Below are 23,598 nucleotides of genomic sequence, written 5' to 3' on the forward strand. Positions count from 1 at the left end.
CTGCGACACGGCCAGCATCACGGTGACGGTGAGCGCGCCGGTGATCGACGCGGTGGACGATGACTTCTCGGGTGCGCCGATCAATGGCGGCTCGGGCGGGACGACGACGTCGGTGCTGGTGAACGACACCTTGAACGGTTCGCCGGTGGTGCCGTCCCAGGTGACGCTGACGCCGGGGACCAGCCCGCATGCGGGTCTGGTGATGAACCCGGACGGCACGATCACGGTGTCGGCGGGCACGCCGGCGGGGACGTATACGTACCCGTACACGATCTGCGAGGTGCTGAACCCGAGCAACTGCGACAGCGCCACCGCCACGGTGGTGGTGGCTGCGGCGCCGATCGTTGCGACGGACGACGTGTTCGGTCCGGTGAACGGCGCGAGCGGTGGCAGCGCGGGCAACGCGTACAGCAACGACACGCTGAACGGTGCGCCGGTGGATCCGAGCCAGGTGACGGGCACGGTGCTGACGCCGGCGACGCCGATCAACGGTGGTCCGGTGCCGGTGCTGGATCCGGCGACGGGCGAGGTGACGGTGCCGCCGGGTACGCCGGCCGGTGACTACACGATCACCTACCAGATCTGCGAGAGCCTGAACCCGAACAATTGCGACACGGCGACGGTGACCATCACCGTGACGGCGCCTGCACTCGAGGCCAATGACGACACCTTCGGTCCGGTCGCGGGTGGCTCGGGCGGCTCGGCCGGCAACGTGTACGAGAACGACACGTTGAACGGTCAGCCGGTGGATCCGAGCCAGGTGACCGGCACGGTGCTGACGCCGGCTACGCCGATCGACGGTGGCCCGGTGCCGGTGTTGGATCCGACGACGGGCGAGGTGACGGTGTCGCCGGGCACGCCGGCGGGCAGTTACACGATCACCTACCAGATCTGCGAGATCCTGAACCCGACCAACTGCGACACGGCGACGGTGACGATCGAAGTGGTGGCGCCGGGCAGCATGCGCGTGACCAAGTCGGCGCAGCCGCGCGACGTCAAGCCGGGTGACCTGGTGCGCTACACCCTGGTGGTGGAGAACACCGGCAACACGCCGGTGGTGGACGCCACGCTGGTGGATACCCCGCCGGCCGGCTTCAACTACGTGGATGGCTCGCTGAGCGTGGCGGATCGTGACGGTGTGGGCCGTCTGGTCTCCACCCATCCGCTGTCGGTCGACCAGATCGACATCGCGGTGGGTGGCCGTGCCACGATCGTCTACCTGATGCGGGTGGGTGCCGGTGTACGCCACGGGGTGCACGTCAACCGCGCCTACATGATCGATGACGGCTTGATCGGTTCCAACGTGGGCACTGCCGAGGTGCAGGTGCTGGGTGATCCGATGACCGAGGAAAGCACCATCGTCGGCACCGTGTGGGATGACCGCAACGGCGACGGCTTCCAGCAGGAAGACGAGCCGGGCATCCCGGGTGTGCGCGTGGCCTCGGTCGAGGGGCTGCTGATCGAGACCGACCAGTACGGCCGCTACCACCTGGCCGGCTTGCCGCTGCCGGTCAATGACCGCGGCAGCAACGTGATCCTGAAGGTCGATCCGGCCACGTTGCCGCCGGGCAGCGAGTTCACCACCGACAACCCGCTGCTGCGCCGGGTGACCCCGGGCCTGCCGGTACGTTTCGACTTCGGCGTCAAGCTGCCGCCGGGCGAGATCGAAGGTGGCATCGAGGCGGTTGAACTGGAGCTGGGCGAAGTGCTGTTCGCTCCGGGCAGCGCGCAGGTCGAGTCGCGCTTCCAGCCGGTCATCGACGGCATTGCCGAGCGGGTGCGTGGCCGGCCGGATGCCGAGGTCATTATCGCCGCCAACGGCGAGAACGAAGCCCTGGCCCTGGAGCGTGCCGGCAACGTGCAGCGTGCCCTGACCGGCGTGCTGGGTGCGGACGCGTCGGCAGTCCGTGTCTCGCTGCGGGCGGATCCGGCCAATCCGGACACGCATCTGGTGACCGTGGGCGATGCGCCGGTGTTGGGGACGTTCCTGTTCGACACCGACCGCTCCACCATCAAGCCGCAGTACGCGCAGCTGGTACGCGATGTGGCCGCCGAGATCGAACGCCGTGCCTCGCAGGGGCCGCTGGTGGTGGCGCTGGTCGGCCATGCCGACCGCCGCGCCAGTGACGAGTACAACCGCCGGCTGGGCATGCGTCGAGCAACGGCGGTACAGCAGGCGCTTGCCGCGGCGATGTCGCCCGAGGCACGCGCCCGACTGCGTGTGGACTATCGAGACGAGCTGAATGCTCCCACCGGACTGCCCGATGCAGGCCAGGGAGGGAGGAAATGAAGATGAAGACCCATCGCCTCCATCGCGCCATCCTCTCCGCGCTGACCCTCGGTCTGGCCATGCCGGTTGCCGCGCAATCGGCCGCCGAGCCGGGCCAGACGCAGCCGGCAACCAGTCCGGCTGCGCAGCCCGAGGTACAGTGTGGCCCCGCCGGCTGCCAGTCCGATGGCGACATCCTGCTGCGGGTCCGGACCCGTGGGGAACGCCAGCCGGTGACCGCACCGGGTACCCCGACCAGCTCACCGGCGCTGCAGCCGGATCGCCGCGTCACCGTGCAGGTGGAGGAGCCCGCCGCGCCGGGCCGTGCCACCGCGCTGGGCAAGTGGCAGGTGCAATTGCCGGACGGCGGCGTGGTCTGGGCCACCGAGGACCCCGATCTGGGGCAGCCGCGCCTGAGCGTGTCCGCCGGCAGCATGGTGGCCTACGACGGCGGCCGGGTGGTCAAGCCGGTGCGCTTCTACGGCTACAGCAATTACGGTGCCTTCATCGACCGCGCCGAGGCGCTGATCTACAAGGCTACCGACAGCGATCTGGTCAGTCCGATCGCGCAGGTTCCGCTTGCGCTCGGCACGGTGATCGAAGGCGAATGGGATGGTGCCTTCGCCGACGACCCCGGCCTGCGTGTGGGTGACGAGCTGATCTACATCGTGCGCGTGCACGACAAGGAGGGTCGTCACGATGAAACCTTCCCGCGGCGCATGCAGCTGGTGCGTCCGGAAGAGCTGGAAGCCGGCATGCGTCGGCTCAACGAAAGTGCCGATCTGCGGCAGCGCAGCCTGACCGCCGAGGCCGCCGAGCAGCTGCGCCTGATCGAAGGCACCTTCGGCGAGAACAGCCTGCGTCAGCAGAACATCCCGGTGTACGGCTCGCGGGTGCGGGTCAATGGGCGCGCGATTCCCGAAGGCGCCACCCTCAGCATCAACGGGCAGTCGATCCCGGTCGACCTCGAGCGCAAGTTCGTCGCCGAATACCTGCTGCCGGTGGGCGTGCACGAGTTCGACGTGGAGGTGCGCGGCATCGGTGCCGATCCGCAGACCCCGGTGCGGCGCAAGCTGAGCGTGGATGTCAGCGGTCGCTACTTCTTCGCCGTGGGCCTGGCCGATTTCACCCTCTCCGGCAACCGCGTCAGCGGCTCGCTGGAGCCGTTCGGCCCCGACCCGCGCTACACCAAGGACAACCTCAGCGAGGGTCGCCTGGCGTTCTATGCCAAGGGCAAGGCGGCGGGCAAGTACCTGATTACCGCGCATGCCGACACCCGCGAGCAGGAAGTCTCGCGCATGTTCCGCGGCTTCTGGGATGCATATCCGCAGGACATCTTCCGCCGCCTGGATCCGGATCGGTATTACCCGACCTATGGCGACGACTCCACCACCTGGCGTGACGTGGACACCATGGGCCGGCTGTACCTGCGTGTGGACTGGGACAAGAACCAGTTCCTGTGGGGCAATTACCAGACCGGTCTGACCGGCACCGAATTCGCCCAGTACGCGCGTGCCTTCTACGGCGCCGCACTGTCCTGGCGCAGCCAGCGCACCACCGCGCTGGGCGATGCCGGCACCTTCGTGCGCGCCTTCGGTTCGAAGATGCAGACCGCGCCGGGGCACAGCGAATTCATCGGCACCGGCGGCAGCCTGTACTACCTCAAGCACACCGATGTCATGCCCGGTTCCGAGCAGGTGGTGCTGGAGGTGCGCGATGGCGCCACCGGCCGGGTGGAGAACCGCGTGCCGCTGCTGCGTGGCGTGGATTACGAGATCGACGAGTTCCAGGGCCGCATCCTGCTGACCCGTCCGCTGGCGCAGGTCACGCGCGAGAACGTGCGCACGCTGACCCGCGACACGCCGCTGGACGGCTATCAGCAGGTGCTGCTGGTGGACTACGAGTACCTGCCGCGCGGCTTCAGCGCCGACAACGTCAGTGCCGGCATCCGTGCCAAGCACTGGTTCGGCGACCATGTCGGCGTCGGCATCACCTACGTCGACGAAAACCGCGCCGGCGAGGACTACAACCTGGCCGGGGCCGACGTGACCCTGCAGGCCGGTCGCGGCACCTACCTCAAGCTGGAGCAGGCACGCAGCGAAGCGACCGCGGCGCCGGTGTTCTTCTCCGACAACGGCGGCCTGTCATTCGTCGAACGCAATGCGTTCCACCCCAACACCCGCGGCACCGCGCGGTCGGTCGAGGCGCGGGTCAATACCCGCGAGCTGGGCTGGACCGAGCGCGAGTGGAGCTTCGGTGGCTGGTGGCGCAAGGTCGATGCCGGCTTCTCCGTGGCACGCTTCGACAACGGCTTCGACGTGATCGAGCGCGGCGTCGAAGTGCTGGGCGATGTCAGCGACAGCCTGCGCGTGTACGCCCGCGCCAGTGAAGCCGAGCGTGGTCCGGAAACCCTGCGTCAGGCACAACTGACCGCCGACTGGCGCATCAACGAGAACGCCACTCTCAGCGGCGAACTGCGCCGGGTGGAAGAGCAGCGCCTGGGCGGCAACTCCGCCGGCACCTTGCTGGCGGCACGCTATGCCCAGCGCATCGGCACCTCGTGGGATGTGTACGGCATCGGCCAGTTCACCCTGGACGACGACGGCGGTCGTTACGAGAAGAACAACGCGGTCACCGCCGGCGCCAAGTACCTGTTCGGCGACCTGTCCAGCATCGGTGGCGAAGTGACCGTGGGCGATCGCGGCAATGCGGCGCAGATCAACGGCGAATACCGCATCAGCCCCGAGCACACGGTCTACGGCAGCTACACCTATTCCACCGACACCACCGCGTACGACCCACTGTTCAACCCGCGGGTGACGCCCGGCTGGACGCTCGGCCAGCGCTGGCGCCTGTCCAACCAGGTCAACCTGTACAACGAAAGCCAGTTCCTCAAGCAGCCGTACGAATCCGGCATCGCCCATACCTTCGGCATGGACTTCTACCCCGGCGTGGGCTGGAACCTCGGTTTCAACCTGCAGGCGGCGAGTCTGGACCGCCAGGTCGGCCAGGTCGACCGCAAGGCGATCAGCCTCAATGGCGGGCGTACCTCCGAGGGCATGCAGTGGCAGAGCAAGCTGGAATGGCGTCGTGATACCGGTGCCGAGGAGCGCACCCAGTGGGTGACCACCAATTGGCTGAACTACAAGGTCAATGAAAGCCTGCGCCTGGCGGCACGGCTGAACTGGTCTGACACCCAGGATGAGCTCAACCCCGAGGCCGGTGCACGCTTCGCCGAAGGCAACGTCGGCTTTGCCTGGCGTCCGTGGAACAACACGCGCTGGATGATGCTCGGCAAGTACACCTATCTGTACGACGTCTCCGCCTTGCCGCAGGTCGGTCCGAACATGGCCTGGTACGACCAGAAGAGCCAGGTGCTGATGCTGGAAGGCATCTGGCATCCGACCACGCGCTGGGAGTTCGCCGGCAAGCTGGCGCGGCGCGAGGGTGAAGTGCGCATGGGCCGCCTGGAAGGCGAGTGGGCCGATTCCGCGGCCACCTTTGCCGCGCTGCAGGCGCGCTGGGGCATCGGCGATACCGACTGGAACCTGCTCGGCGAATACCGCTGGCTGAAGGTCAAGCATGGCGGCGACCGCCAGGGCGGGCTGTTCGCCATCGACCGCGACATCGGGCGCAACTTCCGCATCGGCGTGGGCTACAACTTCACCGACTTCAGCGATAACCTGACCGACTTCGACTACCGCCACCGCGGCTGGTTCCTGAACGTCAGCGGGCGGTATTGAGTCGTACCACACAGGGGAGCTGAAATGGCAGACAGTGGTGCAGGCATCGATTCAGCCAAGGCCGGTCGCGTGCGTTCGCGCGTGAGCGTGAAGGGTGTGCGCGCAAGGCGCCGCTGGCCGCTGTCCCGCTGGCTGCACGCGGCGTGCCTGTCCCTCGGCCTGCTCGCCGTGCCGGCGCAGGCCGAGCAGATTTACGCCACCCAAGGCTATTACGACTATGCGCTGGGTGGGGTGGGGTTCAGAAGGCAGAACTCGGATGACACGAGCACCAGCATTTTCAGGCCGAACAGCTGTCCAAATACCAGTGAAGCCAACTACTGGCGACCGCAGCCACAGTCTTTCTCGGTCACCATCCCCAGTGGTCAGCGGGTGGAGAAAGCCTTTCTGTTCTGGACGGGCAGCAACCACGCTGTTGACACGCAGGCAACGGTTTCACTGAATGGTGGCCCGGGCGTGAGTGTCACCGGCACGGGCAAGATTGAGCTTGTCAATGACAGACGCTGGTACCAAACCACCGCGGACGTCACCAACCAATTGCGTGCGACTGCACCGAGTGGTGGAACCATCAATGTCGAGGTCAGTGATGTCATATTTCGGGCGGCAGCCAACGACTACTGGCGTAACAGCTGCGGCGCGGGCGGCGGGGTGACCTTGGTGGTGGTGCATACCACCGACCACACCGACCCAGGCATCAGCCCGCGCGCCGTGGTGATCGACGACGTGACCGTTGCGATGCGAAATTCGACATATTCCGGATCGATTTCCGGCGTTGCCGCTGCCTCGGATACGCCATCGGCACGCATGACCATGGCCACGGTGGAGGGTGACGCATTTACCAATGTCGGAGAACGATTCACCCTCAATGGGCAGGTGATTCCGCTGGTTTGGGCACAAGGAGAACAGGACCGCTCGACATTCAACGGTGACGGCGATTCCTGGGAGCAGGATTCGGCCACATTCAACGTTGCACCAGGCACCACGGCGGTCAGTTACAGCCTGACCACGGGCAACGATCTGATCATGCCCGTGGTCATGGCCCTGTCCTGGAATGTGCGCAGCGATTATGGCGATGCACCGGCCAGTTACGGCATCGCCCGGCATACTCCGGCGGACTTGGATGATCGCGCTACCCGGCTTGGTCCGCAGATCGACTTCGAAGGCGCCTCGCAGCACTCGGTCAATGCCGATGGCGATGACAGCAATGGCATCGATGACGAGAACGGCGTGGCTTCGCTGGCACCCTTGACCGTGGCCAATACCCAGTACTCGGTCACCACCGCCTGTTATGGCGGCCTGGTCGATGGTGCGCCGGTCACAGGGCATATTTCCGGCTGGATCGACTTCAACCGCAATGGCGTGTTCGACGCCAACGAGCGCGCGGTCGCGACCTGTCCGCCGGGTGCCAGCAGTGCCCAGCTGCAATGGACCATCGCCCCGACCCAGATCGTGGCCGGCCCCACCTACCTGCGCCTGCGTACCGCACGCAACGCGGCTGACGTGCAAAACCCGACCGGCAATGCCTTGAGCGGCGAGGTCGAGGATTTCCGCATGGACATCGCACCCAGCGTGGCGATCAGCAAGAAGGTGTTCCCGGCCGATGACGACGGCCTGTTCAACTTCAACATCAACGGCACCCAGGTCGCCAGCAACCAGGGCAACGGCTACGCCTCCGGCGAGCTGGCGCTGTATCACAAGCGGCTGAACGACTACAACGGCATGCCGGGCAGTGCGCAGGCGGTCACCGTGGGCAACATCACTACTGGCAGCGTCACCGTCACCGTGGGCGAAACCGGGGGCACCAATACCGACCTGACCGGCTATACCACTACCATCACCTGCCGAAATGGCGCCGGTACCCAGGTGTTCAGCGGCGACCTGACGGCCACCACTGCCACCATCACCCTGCCGGCATCGGTGACGGGCGCGACCACCAACGGCCCGCAGCAACACATCAGCTGCGAATTCGTCAACCAGACCGCCAACATCACCGTGGTCAAGAACACCCAGGGCGGGGATGGCACCTTCGAGTTCGAGGCCAGCGGCAATGCCGCCCGGACCTTCAGCCTGACCACCTCCGGCGGCACCGCCACCGATACCATCGACCTGCGCCACATCTATCCGGATACCGGTACCGAGACGATCCTCGAAACCGTGCCGGCCGGTTGGCGGCTGACCTCCAAGTCGTGCACGTATCTGGCACCGGACGGCAGTACCGGCAGCGTCGGCACCGAGCTGGCGGCCGGCGTGCAGATCCCGCTCAGCCGCGGTTACCAGTACACCTGCACCTTCGAGAACATCAAGGATCCGACGCTGCAGGTGGTCAAGCGGGTGGTCAATGACAATGGCGGCAGTGCCACCGTGGCCGATTTCAACATCACCACCGATGCCGGTACGCTGGTATTCGATGCCGGCAGCAGCAGTGGTGCCACCACCACCTACACCGCCGCCGCATTGACCGTGCAGCCGGGCAGCTACACATTGTCGGAAGCCCAGGTTCCCGCCTACCAGGCCGGGCAATGGCAATGCACCGGACCTGGCGTGACCCAGGGTGGCACCGCACATGATGCGGGCTCGGTGACGCTGGCGGCGGGTGCGGTGGCGGTGTGCACCATCGTCAATGACGACAGCAATGCCGCGGACCTGGAGATCAGCAAGCAACAGCTGAACCCTGCCGGTGACGTGGTGGCGGGGGGCGCGGTGGAGTACCAGCTGGAGGTCACCAACCACGGGCCGGCCACGGTGACCGGCGCGGTGGTCAAGGACACGCCGGGGGCGGGCTTGACGTGTCCTGCTGGCAACACGGTGACGTGCAGTGGCCCGGGCTGCCCGGCGAGCGCGCAAACGGTGGGCACGCTGACCGGTGCCGGCATCACCTTGGGCACGCTGACGGCGAATCAATCGGTCACGCTGACCTTCAGCTGCACCGTGCAATAGGGCACCCCTGCGGATTTCGCCTGGCATTCCTCGTCACCGGGGGTGCCAACCGCGTGCATGTGTGCAGGTGATCGACGCCGGCAGGTTTGCGGTCGCGGAGGCGCCAGCCGCGCATGCGTGACCACGCGGCATTGTCAGATCAGATGCGCCGTTGATCCACGATCGCAAGGGCAGCGTGTGCTGCGTTGATTGCGACGGCGCGACCGGGATGAAGTCTCGTTTTGCGGGTGATGCCGGTCCGTGGCCGTCGAATGCGCGACGTTAGGATGCCAGTCCTCGATCACCGACTCTCAGGATCAAATGAGTTCGCGCAGCGATTGCATGAATCCCCGCCCCGCCGCTTCTGCGGACGCGGCGCGGAGGTTTTCATCGGCGTGCACGGGATTGTCGCTTCGTTACGCGCTGGTGCTGACGGCAGCCTTGGCCTGCCTGTCGATGCAGGATGCGCGGGCACAGAACTATCAGCATGATACCCCCGGATCATGGACCTACACGGTTCCAGCCAACGTGCATTTCGTGCGGGTGCAATTGGATGGCGGCGGTGGCGGTGAGGGTGGTTCAGATACTGGATTCTCGGGTGGCGGAGGTGGCGCAGGGGCTCGTGTGACCGGCATCCTGGCCGTGACTCCGGGGCAAGTACTTTCGGGGGTAGTGGCCGCGGGCGGCGCAAGTGGCGACTCGCAAGTCGGGTGTCGCGGAGGCGGCGCGGGCGGCTCTGGCGCGTCCCTTGGAGGGCGTGGCGGGGACACGGGATGCAACTGGTTGAGTTTCAGCGGCGGCGGTGCGGGTGGTGGTGGAAGTTCAAGCTTGTTGCTGAATGGCGTGCGGCTGTTGGTAGCCGCGGGCGGCGGCGGAGGTGGTGGTGGATCCAACTTGCGGGTGGGGTTATCCGGAGCCGACGCAACTGGAACACTGGTGCGACAAGCCGCCTGTGCTGCGGAAGCGGGTGGCGCCGGGGTCAATGCGTCGGGCGATGGCGGCGGCGGCGGCGGCGGCGGTGCAGGCCACGAGGGGGGCAATGGCGGCACGGCTGGCAGGGATGTGATTACCTCTGCACGAGGTGGGAGCGCCGGCACCTCCTGTGCCAGTAATGCTGCCAATGTCGGCCTCGAATCCCTGACCATCGGCAGTGCCGACAATGGCGGTCGAGCTTCAGAAACCGGTGGCCATGGGCGCGTGGAGATCACCCACCTTCCCTCGCTGTTGCTGCAAAAGACCTGGGTCAATGCCGCGCCGGGTGACCGCGCCACGCTGCGCGCGAGCCGGGGCAGCACGGTGTTGCGCACGTTCGAATCGCAGGCGGACAGTGCCAACGAAACGGATGCCGATTCCCGCCGCATTGCACTGGCTGCCGGCGACGTGGTGACCCTGTCGGAAACCCTGGCGCCCGCCAACAGCGGCATCTACCAGCAGGCGCTGACGTGCACCGGCGCCAGTGACGGCAATCCGAACGACGGCCTGACCGTGGGGGCCGGCGACACCGCGATGGTGTGTACCTACAGCAACTCGCGTGGCGTCGCCGACCTGGCCATCAGCAAGCGGCTGGCAGCGGGTGTCGAAGTGGTCAGCGGCGGCACCGTCACCTACGAGCTGGTGGTCACCAACCACGGCCCGGCGACGGTGACCGGCGCGGTGGTCAAGGACACGCCGGGAGCGGGCTTGACGTGTCCTGCTGGCAACACGGTGGGGTGCAGCGGCCCGGGCTGTCCGGCGAGCGCGCCAACCGTGGGCATGCTGACCGGTGCCGGCATCACCCTGGGCACGCTGGCGGCGGGTCAATCGGTCACGCTGACATTTGCCTGTCAGGTGCCGTAACAAGGCAACCGCCACGGATGCGCGGTGGGCTGCCGGTTCCCGTCGCCAGTCGGGGATGGGACAATGCGTGGCGATGAATGCCGGGTTGAACATTGCCGACAGCCTGCGTGAGCGCGCGCGCGAAGCGCCGCAGCAGATCGCCATGCGTTGCCCGGGTCGCGGCGATTATTCGACCGCGCTGAGCTATGCGCAACTGGATGCACGCAGTGATGCGATCGCCGCCGGGTTGCGCGTGCATGGCATCGATCGCGGCATGCGCTGCGTGGTGATGGTGCGGCCGACGCCGGAGTTCTTCCTGCTGATGTTCGCCCTGTTCCGCCTCGGCGCGGTGCCGGTGCTGGTCGATCCGGGCATCGACAAGCGCGCCTTGCGGCAATGCCTGGACGAGGCGCAGCCGCAGGCATTCATCGGCATTCCGCTGGCGATGCTGGCACGCACGGTGCTGCGCTGGGCGCGCTCGGCGCGCATCCGCATCAGCACCGGACGGCGTGCGTGGTGGGCCGACGCGACGCTGGCCGAAGTCGAGCGCGACGGAGCCGATGCACCACGCGATTTCGCCGCCGGCGATGGCGAGGACGTCGCCGCGATCCTGTTCACCAGCGGCTCGACCGGGGTGCCCAAGGGCGTGGTGTACCGGCAACGGCATTTCATCGCGCAGATCGCGATGCTGCGCGATGCCTTCGGCATCGAGCCCGGCGGCGTCGACCTGCCGACCTTCCCGCCGTTCGCGCTGTTCGACCCGGCGCTCGGCCTGACCTCGATCATTCCCGACATGGACCCGACCCGCCCGGCGCGGGCCGATCCGCGCAAGCTGCATGCGGCGATCGAGCGCTTCGGCGTCAGCCAGTTGTTCGGCTCGCCGGCATTGATGCGGGTGCTGGCCGAACATGGCCGGCCGTTGCCGTCGATTCGTCTGGCGACCAGTGCCGGCGCGCCGGTGCCGGCGGCGGTGGTCGAGCGCATGCTCGCCCTGCTGCCTGACGACGCGCAGTTCTGGACGCCGTATGGCGCCACCGAATGCCTGCCGGTGGCGGTGATCGAGGGGCGCGAATTGCTGACCCTGCGCCAGCGCACCGAGTCCGGTGCCGGTACCTGCGTGGGCCGCCCGGTGCCCGGCAACGAGGTGCGCATCATCGCCATCGACGACGACGCGATCGCCGATTGGCGCGAGGTGCGCGAGGTGGTGCCGGGCCAGGTCGGCGAGATCACCGTGGCCGGGCCGAGCGCGACCGATGCCTATTTCAACCGCGAGGAACAGACGCGGCTCGCCAAGATCCGTGAAACGCTGGCCGATGGCGCCACCCGCATCGTGCACCGCATGGGCGACCTGGGTTGGTTCGACGAGCACGGCCGGCTGTGGTTCTGCGGGCGCAAGTCCGAGCGGGTGGTGGTCGATGCGCACACCACGCTGTGCACCGAACAGGTGGAGCCGGTGTTCAATGCGCACCCCGAGGTGGCGCGCAGCGCGCTGGTCGGCGTGGCGCGTGCGCACGACGGCGCGCAGCGCGGGCAGCGGCCGCTGCTGTGCGTGGAGCTGAAGCCGGGCGTGGCCGCGGGCGAGTGGCCGCGGATCGAAGCCGAGCTGCTGCAGCTGGCCGATGGCCATGTGCATACCGCCAAGGTCGAAGGTTTCCTGCGCTATCCGCGCGCCTTTCCGGTGGACATCCGCCACAACGCCAAGATCGGCCGTGCCGCGCTGGCGCGTTGGGCGGCGCGGCAGCCGGCTGCGCGGCACGCATCGTGAACACGTCGATGCTTCCATGGCCGGGTCTTCCACGATCCGCGCACAGCGGGCAGAATCCCGCGGCATGAGAATCCTGGTCACCGGCGGAGGCGGCTTTCTCGGCCAGCGGCTGTGCGCCGGCCTGCGCGAGCGCGGGCATGAGGTGGTCAGCTTCAACCGCGGCCATTACCCGGCGCTGGACGCATTCGACGTGGAGCAGGTGCAGGGCGACCTGGCCGACCGGCGTGCGGTGATCGCCGCCGCCGCAGGTTGTGCCGCGGTGTTCCACAATGCGGCCAAGGCCGGTGCCTGGGGTGATTACGAGGCCTATCACCGTGCCAACGTGACCGGTACCGGCAACGTGCTCGCCGCCTGCCGCGAGCATGGCATCAGGCGGCTGGTATACACCTCCACGCCCAGCGTGACCCATCGCGCCACCCATCCGGTGGAAGGCGGCACTGCCGATGACGTGCCCTACGGCGAAGGCCTCAAGGCCCCGTATGCGGCGACCAAGCAGATTGCAGAAAAGATCGTGCTGGCGGCCAATGATGCGCAACTGGCCACGGTGGCACTGCGTCCGCGCCTGATCTGGGGACCGGGCGACAACCAGTTGCTGCCGCGCTTGGTCGAGCGCGCCCACGCCGGTCGCCTGGCGCTGGTCGGCGATGGCAGCAACCTGATCGACACCACCTACATCGACAATGCCGCGCAGGCGCATTTCGATGCCTTCGAGCACCTTGCCGTGGGCAGTGCTTGCGCCGGGCGCGCCTACTTCATCAGCAATGGCGAGCCGTGGACGCTGGAGCGCACCATCAACCGCCTGCTGCAGGCCGCCGGTGCACCGCCGGTCACGCGCAAGCTGCCGTTCCGCCTGGCCTATCTGCTCGGTGCCGCGGCCGAGGGCCTGTGGCCATTGCTGCGCCTGCGCGGCGAGCCGCCGATGACGCGCTTCCTGGCCGAGCAACTGGCGACCACCCACTGGTACAGCATGGCACCGGCGCAACGCGACTTCGGCTACGTGCCGCGGGTGTCGATGGAACAGGGACTGCAGAAGCTGGCCGATGCCTGGGCCGGGCACGGCTAGAATGCATTCGATGAGTTCGAACGCGCCGCCCTTCAACTGGAAAGTCCCCGCCGGCAAGGCGTTGCAGGCGGCGCTGAACCGTGCGCTGGCACTGGACGAGGACAGCCGTGCCGGACTTGCCGCACTGGATGGGCGCAGTGTCGCGCTGACGCTGGAATCGCCGCCGCTGGCGCTGCGCGTCACCGTGCGCGGCGAGGAACTGGAAGTGGGCCCGGTGGGCGATGCGGATCTTGCCGACCTCTCGGTGCGTGCCACCCTGGGCGGCCTGTTGCGGCAACTGCCGCTGCTGCGCCGCGACGATGCGCCGCCGGTCGGGCAGATGCGCATCGAGGGCGATGCCGAGCTGGCGCGCCGCCTGCAGCGGCTGGCGGAGGGCTTCGACCCGGACTGGGCGCGGCCGCTCAGCGCCGTGTTCGGCGATGTGCTCGGCATGCAGATCGCACAGGCGTTCGCCTTCGCCCTGCGTCGCTCGCAGGTGGCGGCCAGCGAGTTCGCCGCCAGCACCGCGGATTACCTGACCGAGGAATCACGCGACGTGGTCGGCCGCGAGGAACTGGATGCATTCCATGATGACGTGGATGCGCTGCGCGATGACGTGGAGCGGCTGGCCGCGCGCATTGCCCGGCTGCGGGGCACGGCATGAAGTCGGCACGGCGTGCCTGGCGCATCGGCCGGGTATTGCTGCGCTATCGGCTGGATGCGCTGGCCGATGGCACCGCCGCCGAGCGCTGGCTCAAGCTGGCGCGTCCGTTCGTGCCACGTGCCTCCGATCAGGTGCAGGCGATGCCGCGCGGCGAGCGTCTGCGTTTGGCGCTGCAGGAACTGGGCCCGATCTTCGTCAAGTTCGGCCAGATCCTGTCCACCCGGCGTGACCTGATTCCGCCGGATGTCGCCGACGAACTGTCCCTGCTGCAGGATCAGGTGCAGCCGTTCGCCGGCGAACAGGCGCGGCAGGTCGTCGAGCAAGCGCTGGGCCGTCCGGTACAGGAAGCATTCGCCAGTTTCGACATCGTGCCGCTGGCCTCGGCCTCCATCGCCCAGGTGCACGCGGCCACGTTGCATGATGGCCGCGAGGTGGTGGTCAAGGTGCTGCGTCCGCAGATCGGACGGCAGATCGCCGGCGACATCGCGCTGCTCTATGACCTGGCCGGGCTGGTCGAGCGCACCCATCCCAATGCCGACAAGATCCGCCCGCGCGAAGTGGTGGCCGAAATCGAATCCACCCTGGCCGCGGAACTGGATCTGCAGCGCGAGGCCGGCAATGCCAGCGTGCTGCGACGCAACTGGCTGGGCAGCGACGACCTGTACGTGCCCGAAGTGATCTGGAGCCATACCGCTGAACGCGCGATGACCCAGCAGCGGATGCGCGGCATTCCCAGCGACGACATCGCCGCGCTGGATGCCGCCGGGATCGACCGCAAGGCACTGGCGGCCAAGGGCGTGCGCGTGTTCTACGAGCAGGTGTTCCGCGACAATTTCTTCCATGCCGACGCGCACGCCGGCAACATCTGGGTCGATCCGGAGCGGCGCGAGAACCCGCGCTTCATCGCGCTGGACTTCGGCATCATGGGCCAGCTCTCGCGCGAGGATCAGTACTACCTGGCCGAGAACTTCATGGCGATCTTCAATCGCGACTATCGCCGCATCGCCGAATTGCATGTCGAGGCCGGCTGGATGCCGGGTGATGTGCGCATCGACGAACTGGAAGCGGCCGCGCGCGGCATCTGCGAGCCGTATTTCACCCGTCCGCTGTCGGAAATTTCGCTGGCCGAGGTGCTGGCCAAGCTGTTCCGCATGGCGCAGCGCTATCAGCTGACCCTGCAGCCGCAACTGATCCTGCTGCAGAAGACCCTGCTCAACATCGAGGGCGTCGGCCGCCAGCTGGATCCGAACATCGACATCTGGGCGGTGGCGCGGCCGGTGCTCGAGCGCATCCTGCGCCAGCGCTACAGCCCGCGCCGGCTGGCACGCGAATTCGGCAAGCGCCTGCCCGAGCTGGTGACGCATGCGCCGGACATGCCGGGCCTGGTGCACACCTGGCTGCAGCAGCAGGTCGAGGGCCGGCACAGCCTGCAGATGGAATCACATGACCTGCGCGAGCTGACCCGCGACCTGCACATGATGCAGAAGCGCATGGTGTCCGCGGTGCTCGGCGTGGGCCTGCTCATCGTCGCCAGCGTGCTGTATGCGCTGAAAGCCGACGGCCCGCACATCGCCGGGATTCCGGTGGTGACCTGGGTCGCCGGGCTGGGCGGGCTGTGGGCGCTGATCGCCGCCTGGCCGCGCCGTCAGCGGCGGCGTTGATCAGGGTGTCGGCGGGCGCTTGTCCGCGCCGGCGAAATCGCCGGCCACGTACACGCTGAGCAGTGCGGGTTTGAGATGACGGCGGATCGCCGCATTGATCTCGTCCACGGTCAATGCACGCAGTCGTGCCTCGTACTCGGCGCGCTCGTGCATGCGCCGGCCCAGATACTGGTCGCTGTTCAACATGCGCGCGATGTTGGCATCGCTGGCGCGGCCCTGTTCACGCGCGCTGAGCAGGCCGTCGACGGCGTCGGCAAGCTCGTCGCCCTCCACGCCATCACGGATGAAGCGCGCAAGCTCCTCGGCCACCGCGGCTTCCAGCCGGGCCATGTTTTCCGGCGCGGCGCTGGCGCTGATCGAGAAGCTGCCGGCATCATCGCGGTTGTCGCGGCTGCTGTCGGCCGACAGGCTGCTGCCGATGCCGTAGCTGAGGCCGTCGCGCTGGCGGATGCGGTCGCTGAGCCGTGACTTGAGCCCGCCGCCGAGGATGTGATTGGCCACCACCAGTGCCGGGTAATCCGGATGGCGGTCATTGAGCGCAAGATTGTGGCGCGCCATGTACACCGCGCTGGCCTTGTCCGGCGTCTCGAAGCGGCGCCGTTCCGGCGCTACCGGATGGTGGCGCGTGGCAACCGCCGTGTACGGCACCGGTGCATGCCAGTCGGCGAACAGCGTTTCCAGCAGCGGCACGATTTCGTCCGCATCGAAGTCGCCGACCACGGCGATGCGACCACGGCTGGTACCGTAGAAATCACGGTGGAAGGCGCGCAGGTCGTCCAGTGTCAGTGCGCGCAACTGCGCCAGCTGCTCGTCTAGCGTGCGCCAGGTCCACGGGTGGTCGGTGGGCCACGGGTTGAAGTGTTTGCCCATCGCCTGTCCGATCAAGGTGCCCGGCTCCTTGCGCGAGGCTTCAACGCCGGTGATCGCCTGTGCGCGCAACTGCTCGAATTCGCTCTCCGGGAACGTTGGATGACGCAGCACTTCGGCGAGCAGGGTCAACGCCTCGGCCAGTGTTTCGTGGCGCGCGGTCAGATTGAGACTGGCGCCGCTGCCGCCGCCATCGACGCTCCCGCCGGCCTTGAGCTCATACAGGCGACGGTCGATGCCGGCGCGGTCCAGATCGCGGCTGCCACGCATCAACATGGAGCCGGTGATGCCGGCCACGCCCGGCTTGCGTTCGCGCAGCGCCGCGATGTTGCCGAAGTCGAAGCTGGCACTGAGCACCACGCTGCGGCCACGATTGCGCTTGGGCAGCAGCGAAACCTGCAGGCCCTCGCCCACGGTGATCACGCGGCTGCGTGCGGCGATGTTGTCGATGCTCGCTTCGAACACTTCGCCGGCGGCCAGCGCCTCGCGCCCGCGGTAGTCCTGCAGCAGGCTGGCAGCGCTCGGCGCGTCCTCGATTTCCGCGCGCCGTGCATCCTCGGTGGGAATGAAGCGCGCCAGGGTGCGGTTGGAGGGAATCAGATAGCGCGCGGCGACGCGGTTGACGTCCTCCACGCCGACCGCTTCGATGCGGTCGCGCAGCAGGAACATCAGCCGCCAGTCGCCGGCGGCGATGTAGTCGCTGAGCACGACACCGATCGAATTGACATTGTTCATCGCCAGTTCGTGATCGGCGGCGAAGCGCTGCTTGGCGGCATCCAGCTCGGCGGCGGTGATCGGCGCCTCGGCGATGCCTTCGGCCAGGGCAATCAGCTCGGCCTCGACCCTGGCCGGGTCGCCGTTCTCGCGCACCGGCATTGCGGCCAGGGTGAAGCGCGATGGATGGCGGGCGGCGTTGCCACTCGCCGCGCTGCCGGCGGCAAGGCCGGTTTCGACCAGTCGCGTGTGCAGGCGGCCGCTCGGGGCATGGCCAAGCACCGAGCCGAGCATCAGCAGGGCGGGGGTATCGGCGTGGGTGGCCGCCGGCGTGTGGTAGCTGAGGCCGACCAGGTGCAGGTCGCCGCTGCGACGCACGTTGATCTCGCGCTCGCCATCCTGTACCGGCTCGCGCGTGTACAGGCGCGGCAGCGTGCGCGTGGGCCGCGGCAGCGGGCCGAAGTGGTGCCGGATGCGCGCCAGCACGCGCCCGGCCACGATCACGCTGGCATTGTCCGGCTGGTACCAGCGGCGATAGAACGCCTGCAGGTTCTCGATCGGCACGTTTTCGACATCGGAGCGGTTGCCGATGGTGGCGTGGCCGTAACGATGCCAGTGGTAGGCCGCCGCGCGCAGGCGCTGGTCGAACACCGCGAACGGATTGTTCTCGCCGCGCTCCATCTCGTTACGCACCACGGTCATCTCGCTGTCGAGATCCTTCTTTGCGATATGCGAATTGACCATGCGGTCGGCTTCCAGCGCGAGCAGCCAGTCCAATGTTTCGTCATTGGCGGGGAAGCTGCCGAAATAGTTGGTGCGCTCCAGACTGGTGGTGCCGTTGTAGCTGATGCCGCGCTTCTTCATCTCGGCCGGGATGTCGGCATGCGTCGGCGTGCCCTTGAACACCAGGTGCTCGAGCAGGTGCGCCATGCCGGTTTCGCCGTGGTTTTCATGCAGCGAACCCACGCCATAGGTGATGTTGACGGTCACCGTGGGCTTGGACGCGTCCGGCAGCAGCAGCACGCGCAGGCCGTTGTCCAGCGTGTATTCGCAGATGCCCTCGACGCACGGGCCGGCACTGACGCCCGCGGGCAGGGTGGTGGTGCTTTCCGGGCCGGCATCGGCCAGCGCCGCGGGAGCCAGCAACAGCAGGCACAGACTGACAACACGAAGGCGACGCAATGCAGACACGCGAGCTTCCCCTGATCAGAATGGGCACATGATCGGACATTCATCCACGCCGCACCCGTGTCTTGGGTCACGGGCCATGCAAGACGAGCTGCCGCTGCTGTGGCGCGACGCGCGAATGGCCGTGGTGGACAAGCCGGCCGGGCTGATGGTGCATGACAGTGCGCTGGCACGCGGCGAAACCGACTTTGCCGCCGACCGCCTGCGTGCGCAGTTCGACAGCGCGGTATTCATGGTGCACCGGCTGGACCGGGCCACCAGCGGCTGTCTGCTGGTCGCTTTCGACCGCGACACCGCCTCGGCGCTGGGCAAGGCGTGGATGGCGGGCGAGGTCGAAAAGACTTACCTCGCGGTGTGCCGCGGCTGGCCGGCGCAGCCGACGTTCCGCATCGACCATCCGCTGGATGGCGGGCCGGGCAAGCCGGTCAAGCGCGAGGCGATCACCGATGTCGAGGTGCTGGCGCGACTGGAGCTGCCGTGGCCGTCGCAGGGTTTCGACACCTCACGCTATGCGCTGCTGCGGGTGTGGCCGCGGACCGGGCGCTTCCGCCAGATCCGCCGCCATCTGAAACATGTCTCGCATCACCTGATCGGCGACACCAGCCACGGCGATGGCCGCCACAACCGAGCCTGGCGCATGGCCGGCATTCACCGCATGCTGCTGCATGCCGAACGTCTGGCGTTTGTCCATCCGCATGCGGGCGAGCGGCTGTGCGTGCAGGCGCCGCCCGCGGGTGAGTTCGCGCGCGTGCTGGCGATGTTCGGGGTGGCGCCGGAAGCGTCCGGCCCGGGCTGACGGCCGTGGCTTACTTGCCGTCGCCGGCGCCGGTTTCGCGTTCGATTTCGGCCATCATCTTTTGCAGGGCCGACTGCATCAGCGGCTGCATTTCCTGCATCGAGCGCTGCATCAACAGCGGCAGTTTGGCCATCACGCTGCGACCTTCCGGGCTGGAATAGAACGCGGTCAGCGCCTCCACTTCGTTGGCCTCCAGTGTTTGCGCATAGACCCGCATGTAAATCGGTTTCAGCGTGTCCCATGCAAGCAGGTCGCGCAAATGGGACTGCTGTCTGGCCAGGCTGGCCTCCATGCGCTCGCGCTGGGCCGGCTCCAGGTCGAAGTCCTGGACAGATTGCTGCACACCCGCCACGGTCTGTTCCATGACCGCGGCCACCATCTGCTCCACCGTTGCCTCGACTTCCATCACCTGCAGCAGGCGTTCGAGCTGGGCGTCGCTGGGCGGCGCGGCAAATGCCGCTCCACTGCACAGCGCAAAGGCCAGGGACAGGGTGGCAAGCAGGCGGTTCATGACGCGATCTCCCCAGGGTTTGACGTCATCATGCCATGGCGTTCGCACCCGTTTGGGCTACAGTGCGCGCATGTGGCAGGCCGCACCGGGGATCATGATCGACGAGGATGAACTGATCGAACGCTTCGTGCGCGCGTCCGGTCCCGGTGGGCAGAACGTCAACAAGGTGGCCACCGCGGTGGAATTGCGTTTCGATGTCGCCGCTTCGCCGGCACTGCCCGAGGCGGTGCGGGAGCGACTGCTGGCACGACGCGACCGGCGCCTGACCGCCGATGGCGTGCTGGTGATCCATGCGCAACGCTTCCGTACCCGGGAGCGCAACCGCGAGGATGCGCGCGAGCGCTTGGCCGCGTTCATCGCCCACGGCCTTGCGCCGCCCAAGCCACGGCTGGCGACGCGGCCGACGCGGGCATCCAAGGAACGCCGCCTGCAGGCCAAGCGCAGCCGCGCCGAGATCAAGCGCGGGCGCAGCGGAGGCCACTGGGATTGAACGCGCCGAGGGTCGAACATCCGTCCACGCCCGCGCGTGACGGCCCGGTGCTGCCGTTGCCGCCGAGCGTGCCACGCGCCGGCCGCAGCCGCTTCAGTCGCTGGATCGGGCGCAGCATCCTGCGTCTGGGTGGCTGGAAGATGGTCGGCGAGTTTCCGGACGTGCCGCGCGCGGTGTTGATCGGCGCGCCGCACTCGTCCAACTGGGACGGGGTGTGGGGCTTCGCCGCGCTGCTGGCGCTGGATCTGGACCTGCGCATCCTCGGCAAGAAGGAATTGTTCTGGGGACCGATGGGCTGGCTGATGCGCTTCCTCGGCGTGATCCCGATCGATCGCAGCGCCCCCGGCGGTTTCGTCGCGCAGAGCGTGCGCACCATGCAGCAGGCCGATGCGCTGTGGATCGGCATCGCCCCGGAAGGCACGCGCAAGGCGGTGGAGGAGTGGAAGACCGGATTCTGGAAGCTGGCCCACGGCGCCGAGGTGCCGGTGATTCTCGAATACTTCCACTATCCGGATCGCATCATCGGCATCGGTCCGACGTTGATGCCGGGCGATGACATGCAAGCGGACATGGCGCGCATCCGCGAGTGGTACCGGCCATGGCAGGGGCGCAATCGCGATACCTTGCCACCATCGCAGCGCGGCGAAAACTAGCCGGGTTCGCCCGCGCGCGGTCGCACGCCCTCGGTCAGCACCTGGAACAGCGCCTCGGCCGCGTCGGGCAGCGGCATCGACAGCACCAGCCCGAGCACGCCATCGACATGCAGGCTGGCCAGGCCATGGACCATGCTCCAGCCGGCCAGCGCCACCTGCTCCGGTGGCCGCGTGCCGATCAGGCCGGCATCGGCGCAATCGCGCGCGGCCTGCAGCACCACACCGAACGCACGCTGCCCGGCGGCCAGCAGGTCCGGGTATTCGGGCTTGTTGCATTCGACCCCGAACATCAGCCGGTACAGCAGCGGGTGCGCGGCGGCGAAGCGGAGGTAGGCGCGGCCGACGGCCAGATACGCATCCACCGGGTCGGCCGCCGCCGCACGCGCGGCATCGGTGACGCGAGCCAGTTCATCGAAGCCTTCGCTCATGGTCGCGGCCAGCAGCGCTTCGCGGTCGGCGAAATGCCGGTACGGCGCCGCCGCGCTCACGCCGGCACGTTGCGCCGCGCCGCGCAGGGTCAGTGCCTGGCCGCCGCCTTCATCGACCATTTGCCGCGCCGCGATCAGCAGCGCGCGGCGCAGGTCCCCATGGTGATACCCCTGTGGTTTGGGAATGGCGGTGGTCTTGCGTCGTCCGGATCCCATGATGTTGACAACTATAACATTGGCGTGCGAGGATGATGTTGACGGCGATAACATTGAGCGCCGCCGCCAGCCGCCTCAATTCCCCCGACGCTTCGGCAAGGAGTACGACATGCAGACGTTCAATCCGGTGGTGTGGTTCGAGATTTACGTGCAGGACATGGCCCGCGCGCAGCGCTTCTACGAGCAGGTGCTGGGCGTGAAACTGGAAACCCTGGCCGCGCCGGAAGGCGAGGCTTCGGGCATGCACATGCTGAGCTTCCCCGGCTCGATGGAAAACGGTGGCGCCAGCGGTGCGCTGGTCAAGGTCGAAGGTGCCGCGTCCGGCGGCGGCAATGCATCCGGCCCCGCGGGCACGATGGTGTATTTCGGCTGCGAAGACTGCGCGGTGGAAGCCGGCCGCGTGCAGGCCGCTGGCGGCCGGATTTGCCAGGACAAGTTCGCGATCGGCGAGTACGGCTTCTGTGCCATCGCCACCGATACCGAAGGCAACACCTTCGGCCTGCATTCGATGAAGTAAGCCACACCCCCACACAACGACGGAGAACGACCATGCACGGCAACACCGTGGTGCTCTGGTACGAAGACGGCGCCGAAGACGCCGCCCGCTTCTACACCGGGCTGTTCCCGGACAGCCGGATGGGCGAGATCACCCGCGCACCGGCCGACTTTCCGGACGGCAAGGCCGGCGACGTGCTGACGGTCGGCTTCGTGGTTGCCGACATCCCCTGCATGGGCCTGAACGGCGGGCCGCGCTTCCGTCACAGCGAGGCGTTCTCGTTCCAGATCGCCACCGAATCCCAGGCCGAAACCGACCGCTACTGGGATGCGATCGTCGGCAACGGCGGCGAGGAAAGCCAGTGCGGCTGGTGCAAGGATCGCTGGGGCATCAGTTGGCAGATCACCCCGCGTGTGCTCACTGATGCCTTGGCCGGCGGCGGCGAGCCGGCCCGGCGCGCATTCGAGGCGATGCTGCCGATGCGCAAGATCGACATCGCCACCCTCCAGGCCGCGATCGACGGCCATGACACGGGCGCCGGACGATGAGCACGCGACAGGGCAGCTGCCACTGCGGCGCGGTGCGCTTTCACGTGCAGGGCACGCCGCAGGAGGTGATGGAATGCAATTGTTCGCATTGCCAGCGCAAGGGCTTTTTGCTGTGGTTCGTGCCGCGCACGGCACTGAGCATCGACCGCGGTGAAGACGTGCTGACCCGCTACACCTTCAACAAGCACGTGATCGAGCATCTGTTCTGCCCGACCTGCGGGGTGCAGCCGTTCGGCATAGGCACCCGCCCCGACGGCAGCGAAATGGCCGCGATCAACATCCGCAGCCTCGAAGACATCGAGCTGGACGCAATCCCGCGTCAGCCGGTCGATGGTCGCAGTTTCTGACCCGAATATTCCGGAGAACCCCCATGAGTGATGCACCGATCCAAGTGGAAACCCGCGTCAAGGCACCGCTCCAGCGCATCTGGCAAGCCTGGAACACACCGGCTGACATCTGTTGCTGGAACGTCGCCAGTGCGGACTGGCACACCCCCGCGGCCGAGCTGGACCTGCGCGAAGGCGGGCGCTTTTGTTCGCGCATGGAAGCCCGCGACGGCAGCATGGGCTTCGATTTCAGCGGGCGCTATGCGCTGATCGAACCATTGCAGCGGATCGAATACCACCTCGACGACGGGCGCGCGGTGCGCATCGATTTCATCGACCACGGCGACGGCACGGTCAGCGTGCGCGAAGCCTTCGATGCCGAGCAGGTGATGAGCCGCGAGCAGCAACGACAGGGCTGGCAGGCGATCCTCGACAACTTCAAGCGCCATGTCGAGGCTGCGGCCTGAGCCGAGCTGCCTGCACGCATTCGATA

The 23,598-nt window shown here is 67.5% G+C and carries 19 protein-coding genes; 15 read left to right on the forward strand and 4 right to left on the reverse strand.

Going from position 1 to position 23,598, the window contains the following annotated elements; translation table 11 throughout:
- Positions 1-462: hypothetical protein (locus tag ACW11F_RS05430; protein WP_456995894.1), on the reverse strand; the 462-nt coding region annotated here is incomplete at its 3' end.
- Between ACW11F_RS05430 and ACW11F_RS05435 the strand changes: the two genes are divergently transcribed.
- The 8 genes from ACW11F_RS05435 to ubiB all read left to right on the forward strand — a co-directional run bounded on the left by ACW11F_RS05435 (position 437) and on the right by ubiB (position 15,872).
- Positions 437-2,290, forward strand: a complete 1,854-nt coding sequence (locus ACW11F_RS05435) for an OmpA family protein (protein ID WP_456995895.1) — start codon at positions 437-439, stop codon at positions 2,288-2,290. The genes ACW11F_RS05430 and ACW11F_RS05435 overlap by 26 nt on opposite strands.
- On the forward strand, positions 2,287-6,012 hold the full coding sequence (locus ACW11F_RS05440) for a hypothetical protein (protein WP_456995896.1): 3,726 nt from the start codon (positions 2,287-2,289) through the stop codon (positions 6,010-6,012). The genes ACW11F_RS05435 and ACW11F_RS05440 overlap by 4 nt, the downstream gene beginning before the upstream one ends.
- A 24-nt stretch (positions 6,013-6,036) precedes the next feature.
- Positions 6,037-8,946, forward strand: a complete 2,910-nt coding sequence (locus ACW11F_RS05445) for a prealbumin-like fold domain-containing protein (protein ID WP_456995897.1) — start codon at positions 6,037-6,039, stop codon at positions 8,944-8,946.
- Positions 8,947-9,753: 807 nt separating this feature from the next.
- The gene (locus tag ACW11F_RS05450; protein WP_456995898.1) at positions 9,754-10,761 is read left to right on the forward strand and encodes a hypothetical protein; all 1,008 of its coding nucleotides are present in this window, start codon (positions 9,754-9,756) and stop codon (positions 10,759-10,761) included.
- Positions 10,762-10,834: 73 nt separating this feature from the next.
- The gene (oleC, locus tag ACW11F_RS05455) at positions 10,835-12,505 is read left to right on the forward strand and encodes an olefin beta-lactone synthetase (RefSeq protein ID WP_456995899.1); all 1,671 of its coding nucleotides are present in this window, start codon (positions 10,835-10,837) and stop codon (positions 12,503-12,505) included.
- Positions 12,506-12,569: 64 nt separating this feature from the next.
- Entirely contained in the window at positions 12,570-13,568 is a 999-nt protein-coding gene (gene oleD / locus ACW11F_RS05460) for a 2-alkyl-3-oxoalkanoate reductase (protein WP_456995900.1), read from the forward strand.
- Between the two features lie 10 nt (positions 13,569-13,578).
- The gene (locus tag ACW11F_RS05465; RefSeq protein WP_456995901.1) at positions 13,579-14,211 is read left to right on the forward strand and encodes a ubiquinone biosynthesis accessory factor UbiJ; all 633 of its coding nucleotides are present in this window, start codon (positions 13,579-13,581) and stop codon (positions 14,209-14,211) included.
- Positions 14,208-15,872 carry a ubiquinone biosynthesis regulatory protein kinase UbiB gene (gene ubiB, locus ACW11F_RS05470; RefSeq protein WP_456995902.1) on the forward strand — a complete coding sequence of 555 codons (1,665 nt, stop codon included), beginning with the start codon at positions 14,208-14,210 and terminating at the stop codon, positions 15,870-15,872. Before ACW11F_RS05465 ends, ubiB begins: the two co-directional genes overlap by 4 nt.
- Here ubiB and ACW11F_RS05475 read toward each other — a convergent pair whose 3' ends face one another.
- Positions 15,873-18,644, reverse strand: a complete 2,772-nt coding sequence (locus tag ACW11F_RS05475) for a M16 family metallopeptidase (protein ID WP_456995903.1) — start codon at positions 18,642-18,644, stop codon at positions 15,873-15,875.
- Positions 18,645-18,720: 76 nt separating this feature from the next.
- Between ACW11F_RS05475 and ACW11F_RS05480 the strand changes: the two genes are divergently transcribed.
- Positions 18,721-19,437, forward strand: a complete 717-nt coding sequence (locus tag ACW11F_RS05480; RefSeq protein WP_456995904.1) for a pseudouridine synthase — start codon at positions 18,721-18,723, stop codon at positions 19,435-19,437.
- Between the two features lie 10 nt (positions 19,438-19,447).
- Here ACW11F_RS05480 and ACW11F_RS05485 read toward each other — a convergent pair whose 3' ends face one another.
- Complete coding sequence (locus tag ACW11F_RS05485) at positions 19,448-19,948, reverse strand: DUF2059 domain-containing protein (protein ID WP_456995905.1); 501 nt, start codon at positions 19,946-19,948, stop codon at positions 19,448-19,450.
- A gap of 70 nt (positions 19,949-20,018) precedes the next feature.
- Between ACW11F_RS05485 and arfB the strand changes: the two genes are divergently transcribed.
- Both arfB and ACW11F_RS05495 read left to right on the forward strand, forming a co-directional pair.
- Positions 20,019-20,438, forward strand: a complete 420-nt coding sequence (gene arfB / locus ACW11F_RS05490) for an alternative ribosome rescue aminoacyl-tRNA hydrolase ArfB (RefSeq protein ID WP_456995906.1) — start codon at positions 20,019-20,021, stop codon at positions 20,436-20,438.
- Entirely contained in the window at positions 20,435-21,091 is a 657-nt protein-coding gene (locus tag ACW11F_RS05495; protein ID WP_456995907.1) for a lysophospholipid acyltransferase family protein, read from the forward strand. The genes arfB and ACW11F_RS05495 overlap by 4 nt, the downstream gene beginning before the upstream one ends.
- Here ACW11F_RS05495 and ACW11F_RS05500 read toward each other — a convergent pair.
- Entirely contained in the window at positions 21,088-21,735 is a 648-nt protein-coding gene (locus ACW11F_RS05500) for a TetR/AcrR family transcriptional regulator (protein ID WP_456995908.1), read from the reverse strand. The two genes, ACW11F_RS05495 and ACW11F_RS05500, sit on opposite strands and share 4 nt — an antisense overlap.
- Before the next feature lie 109 nt (positions 21,736-21,844).
- Between ACW11F_RS05500 and ACW11F_RS05505 the strand changes: the two genes are divergently transcribed.
- Genes ACW11F_RS05505 through ACW11F_RS05520 form a run of 4 tightly spaced genes read left to right on the forward strand, consistent with a single transcriptional unit; the run spans position 21,845 to position 23,572 of the window.
- A complete protein-coding gene (locus ACW11F_RS05505; RefSeq protein ID WP_456995909.1) occupies positions 21,845-22,252 on the forward strand; it encodes a VOC family protein in 408 nt (135 codons plus the stop codon).
- 32 nt (positions 22,253-22,284) lie between these two features.
- Positions 22,285-22,779 (forward strand): VOC family protein, encoded by a 495-nt coding sequence (locus tag ACW11F_RS05510; protein WP_456995911.1) that lies wholly within the window; start codon positions 22,285-22,287, stop codon positions 22,777-22,779.
- Positions 22,776-23,126, forward strand: coding sequence for a GFA family protein (locus ACW11F_RS05515; protein WP_456995912.1), 351 nt, complete (start codon positions 22,776-22,778; stop codon positions 23,124-23,126). The genes ACW11F_RS05510 and ACW11F_RS05515 overlap by 4 nt, the downstream gene beginning before the upstream one ends.
- Positions 23,127-23,149: 23 nt before the next feature.
- The gene (locus ACW11F_RS05520) at positions 23,150-23,572 is read left to right on the forward strand and encodes an SRPBCC family protein (RefSeq protein ID WP_456995914.1); all 423 of its coding nucleotides are present in this window, start codon (positions 23,150-23,152) and stop codon (positions 23,570-23,572) included.
- Positions 23,573-23,598: the final 26 nt, after the last annotated feature.

This window comes from Luteimonas sp. e5, from assembly GCF_054031035.1.

Bases quoted from the DNA above. Each gene is read 5' to 3' on its own strand.
- ACW11F_RS05440 (WP_456995896.1), top strand. From the start codon at position 2,287: ATGAAGATGAAGACCCATCGCCTCCATCGCGCCATCCTCTCCGCGCTG.
- ACW11F_RS05445 (WP_456995897.1), top strand. From the start codon at position 6,037: ATGGCAGACAGTGGTGCAGGCATCGATTCAGCCAAGGCCGGTCGCGTG.
- oleC (WP_456995899.1), top strand. From the start codon at position 10,835: ATGAATGCCGGGTTGAACATTGCCGACAGCCTGCGTGAGCGCGCGCGC.
- oleD (WP_456995900.1), top strand. From the start codon at position 12,570: ATGAGAATCCTGGTCACCGGCGGAGGCGGCTTTCTCGGCCAGCGGCTG.
- ACW11F_RS05465 (WP_456995901.1), top strand. From the start codon at position 13,579: ATGAGTTCGAACGCGCCGCCCTTCAACTGGAAAGTCCCCGCCGGCAAG.
- ubiB (WP_456995902.1), top strand. From the start codon at position 14,208: ATGAAGTCGGCACGGCGTGCCTGGCGCATCGGCCGGGTATTGCTGCGC.
- ACW11F_RS05480 (WP_456995904.1), top strand. From the start codon at position 18,721: ATGCAAGACGAGCTGCCGCTGCTGTGGCGCGACGCGCGAATGGCCGTG.
- ACW11F_RS05485 (WP_456995905.1), bottom strand. From the start codon at position 19,948: ATGAACCGCCTGCTTGCCACCCTGTCCCTGGCCTTTGCGCTGTGCAGT.
- arfB (WP_456995906.1), top strand. From the start codon at position 20,019: ATGTGGCAGGCCGCACCGGGGATCATGATCGACGAGGATGAACTGATC.
- ACW11F_RS05500 (WP_456995908.1), bottom strand. From the start codon at position 21,735: ATGGGATCCGGACGACGCAAGACCACCGCCATTCCCAAACCACAGGGG.
- ACW11F_RS05505 (WP_456995909.1), top strand. From the start codon at position 21,845: ATGCAGACGTTCAATCCGGTGGTGTGGTTCGAGATTTACGTGCAGGAC.
- ACW11F_RS05510 (WP_456995911.1), top strand. From the start codon at position 22,285: ATGCACGGCAACACCGTGGTGCTCTGGTACGAAGACGGCGCCGAAGAC.
- ACW11F_RS05515 (WP_456995912.1), top strand. From the start codon at position 22,776: ATGAGCACGCGACAGGGCAGCTGCCACTGCGGCGCGGTGCGCTTTCAC.
- ACW11F_RS05520 (WP_456995914.1), top strand. From the start codon at position 23,150: ATGAGTGATGCACCGATCCAAGTGGAAACCCGCGTCAAGGCACCGCTC.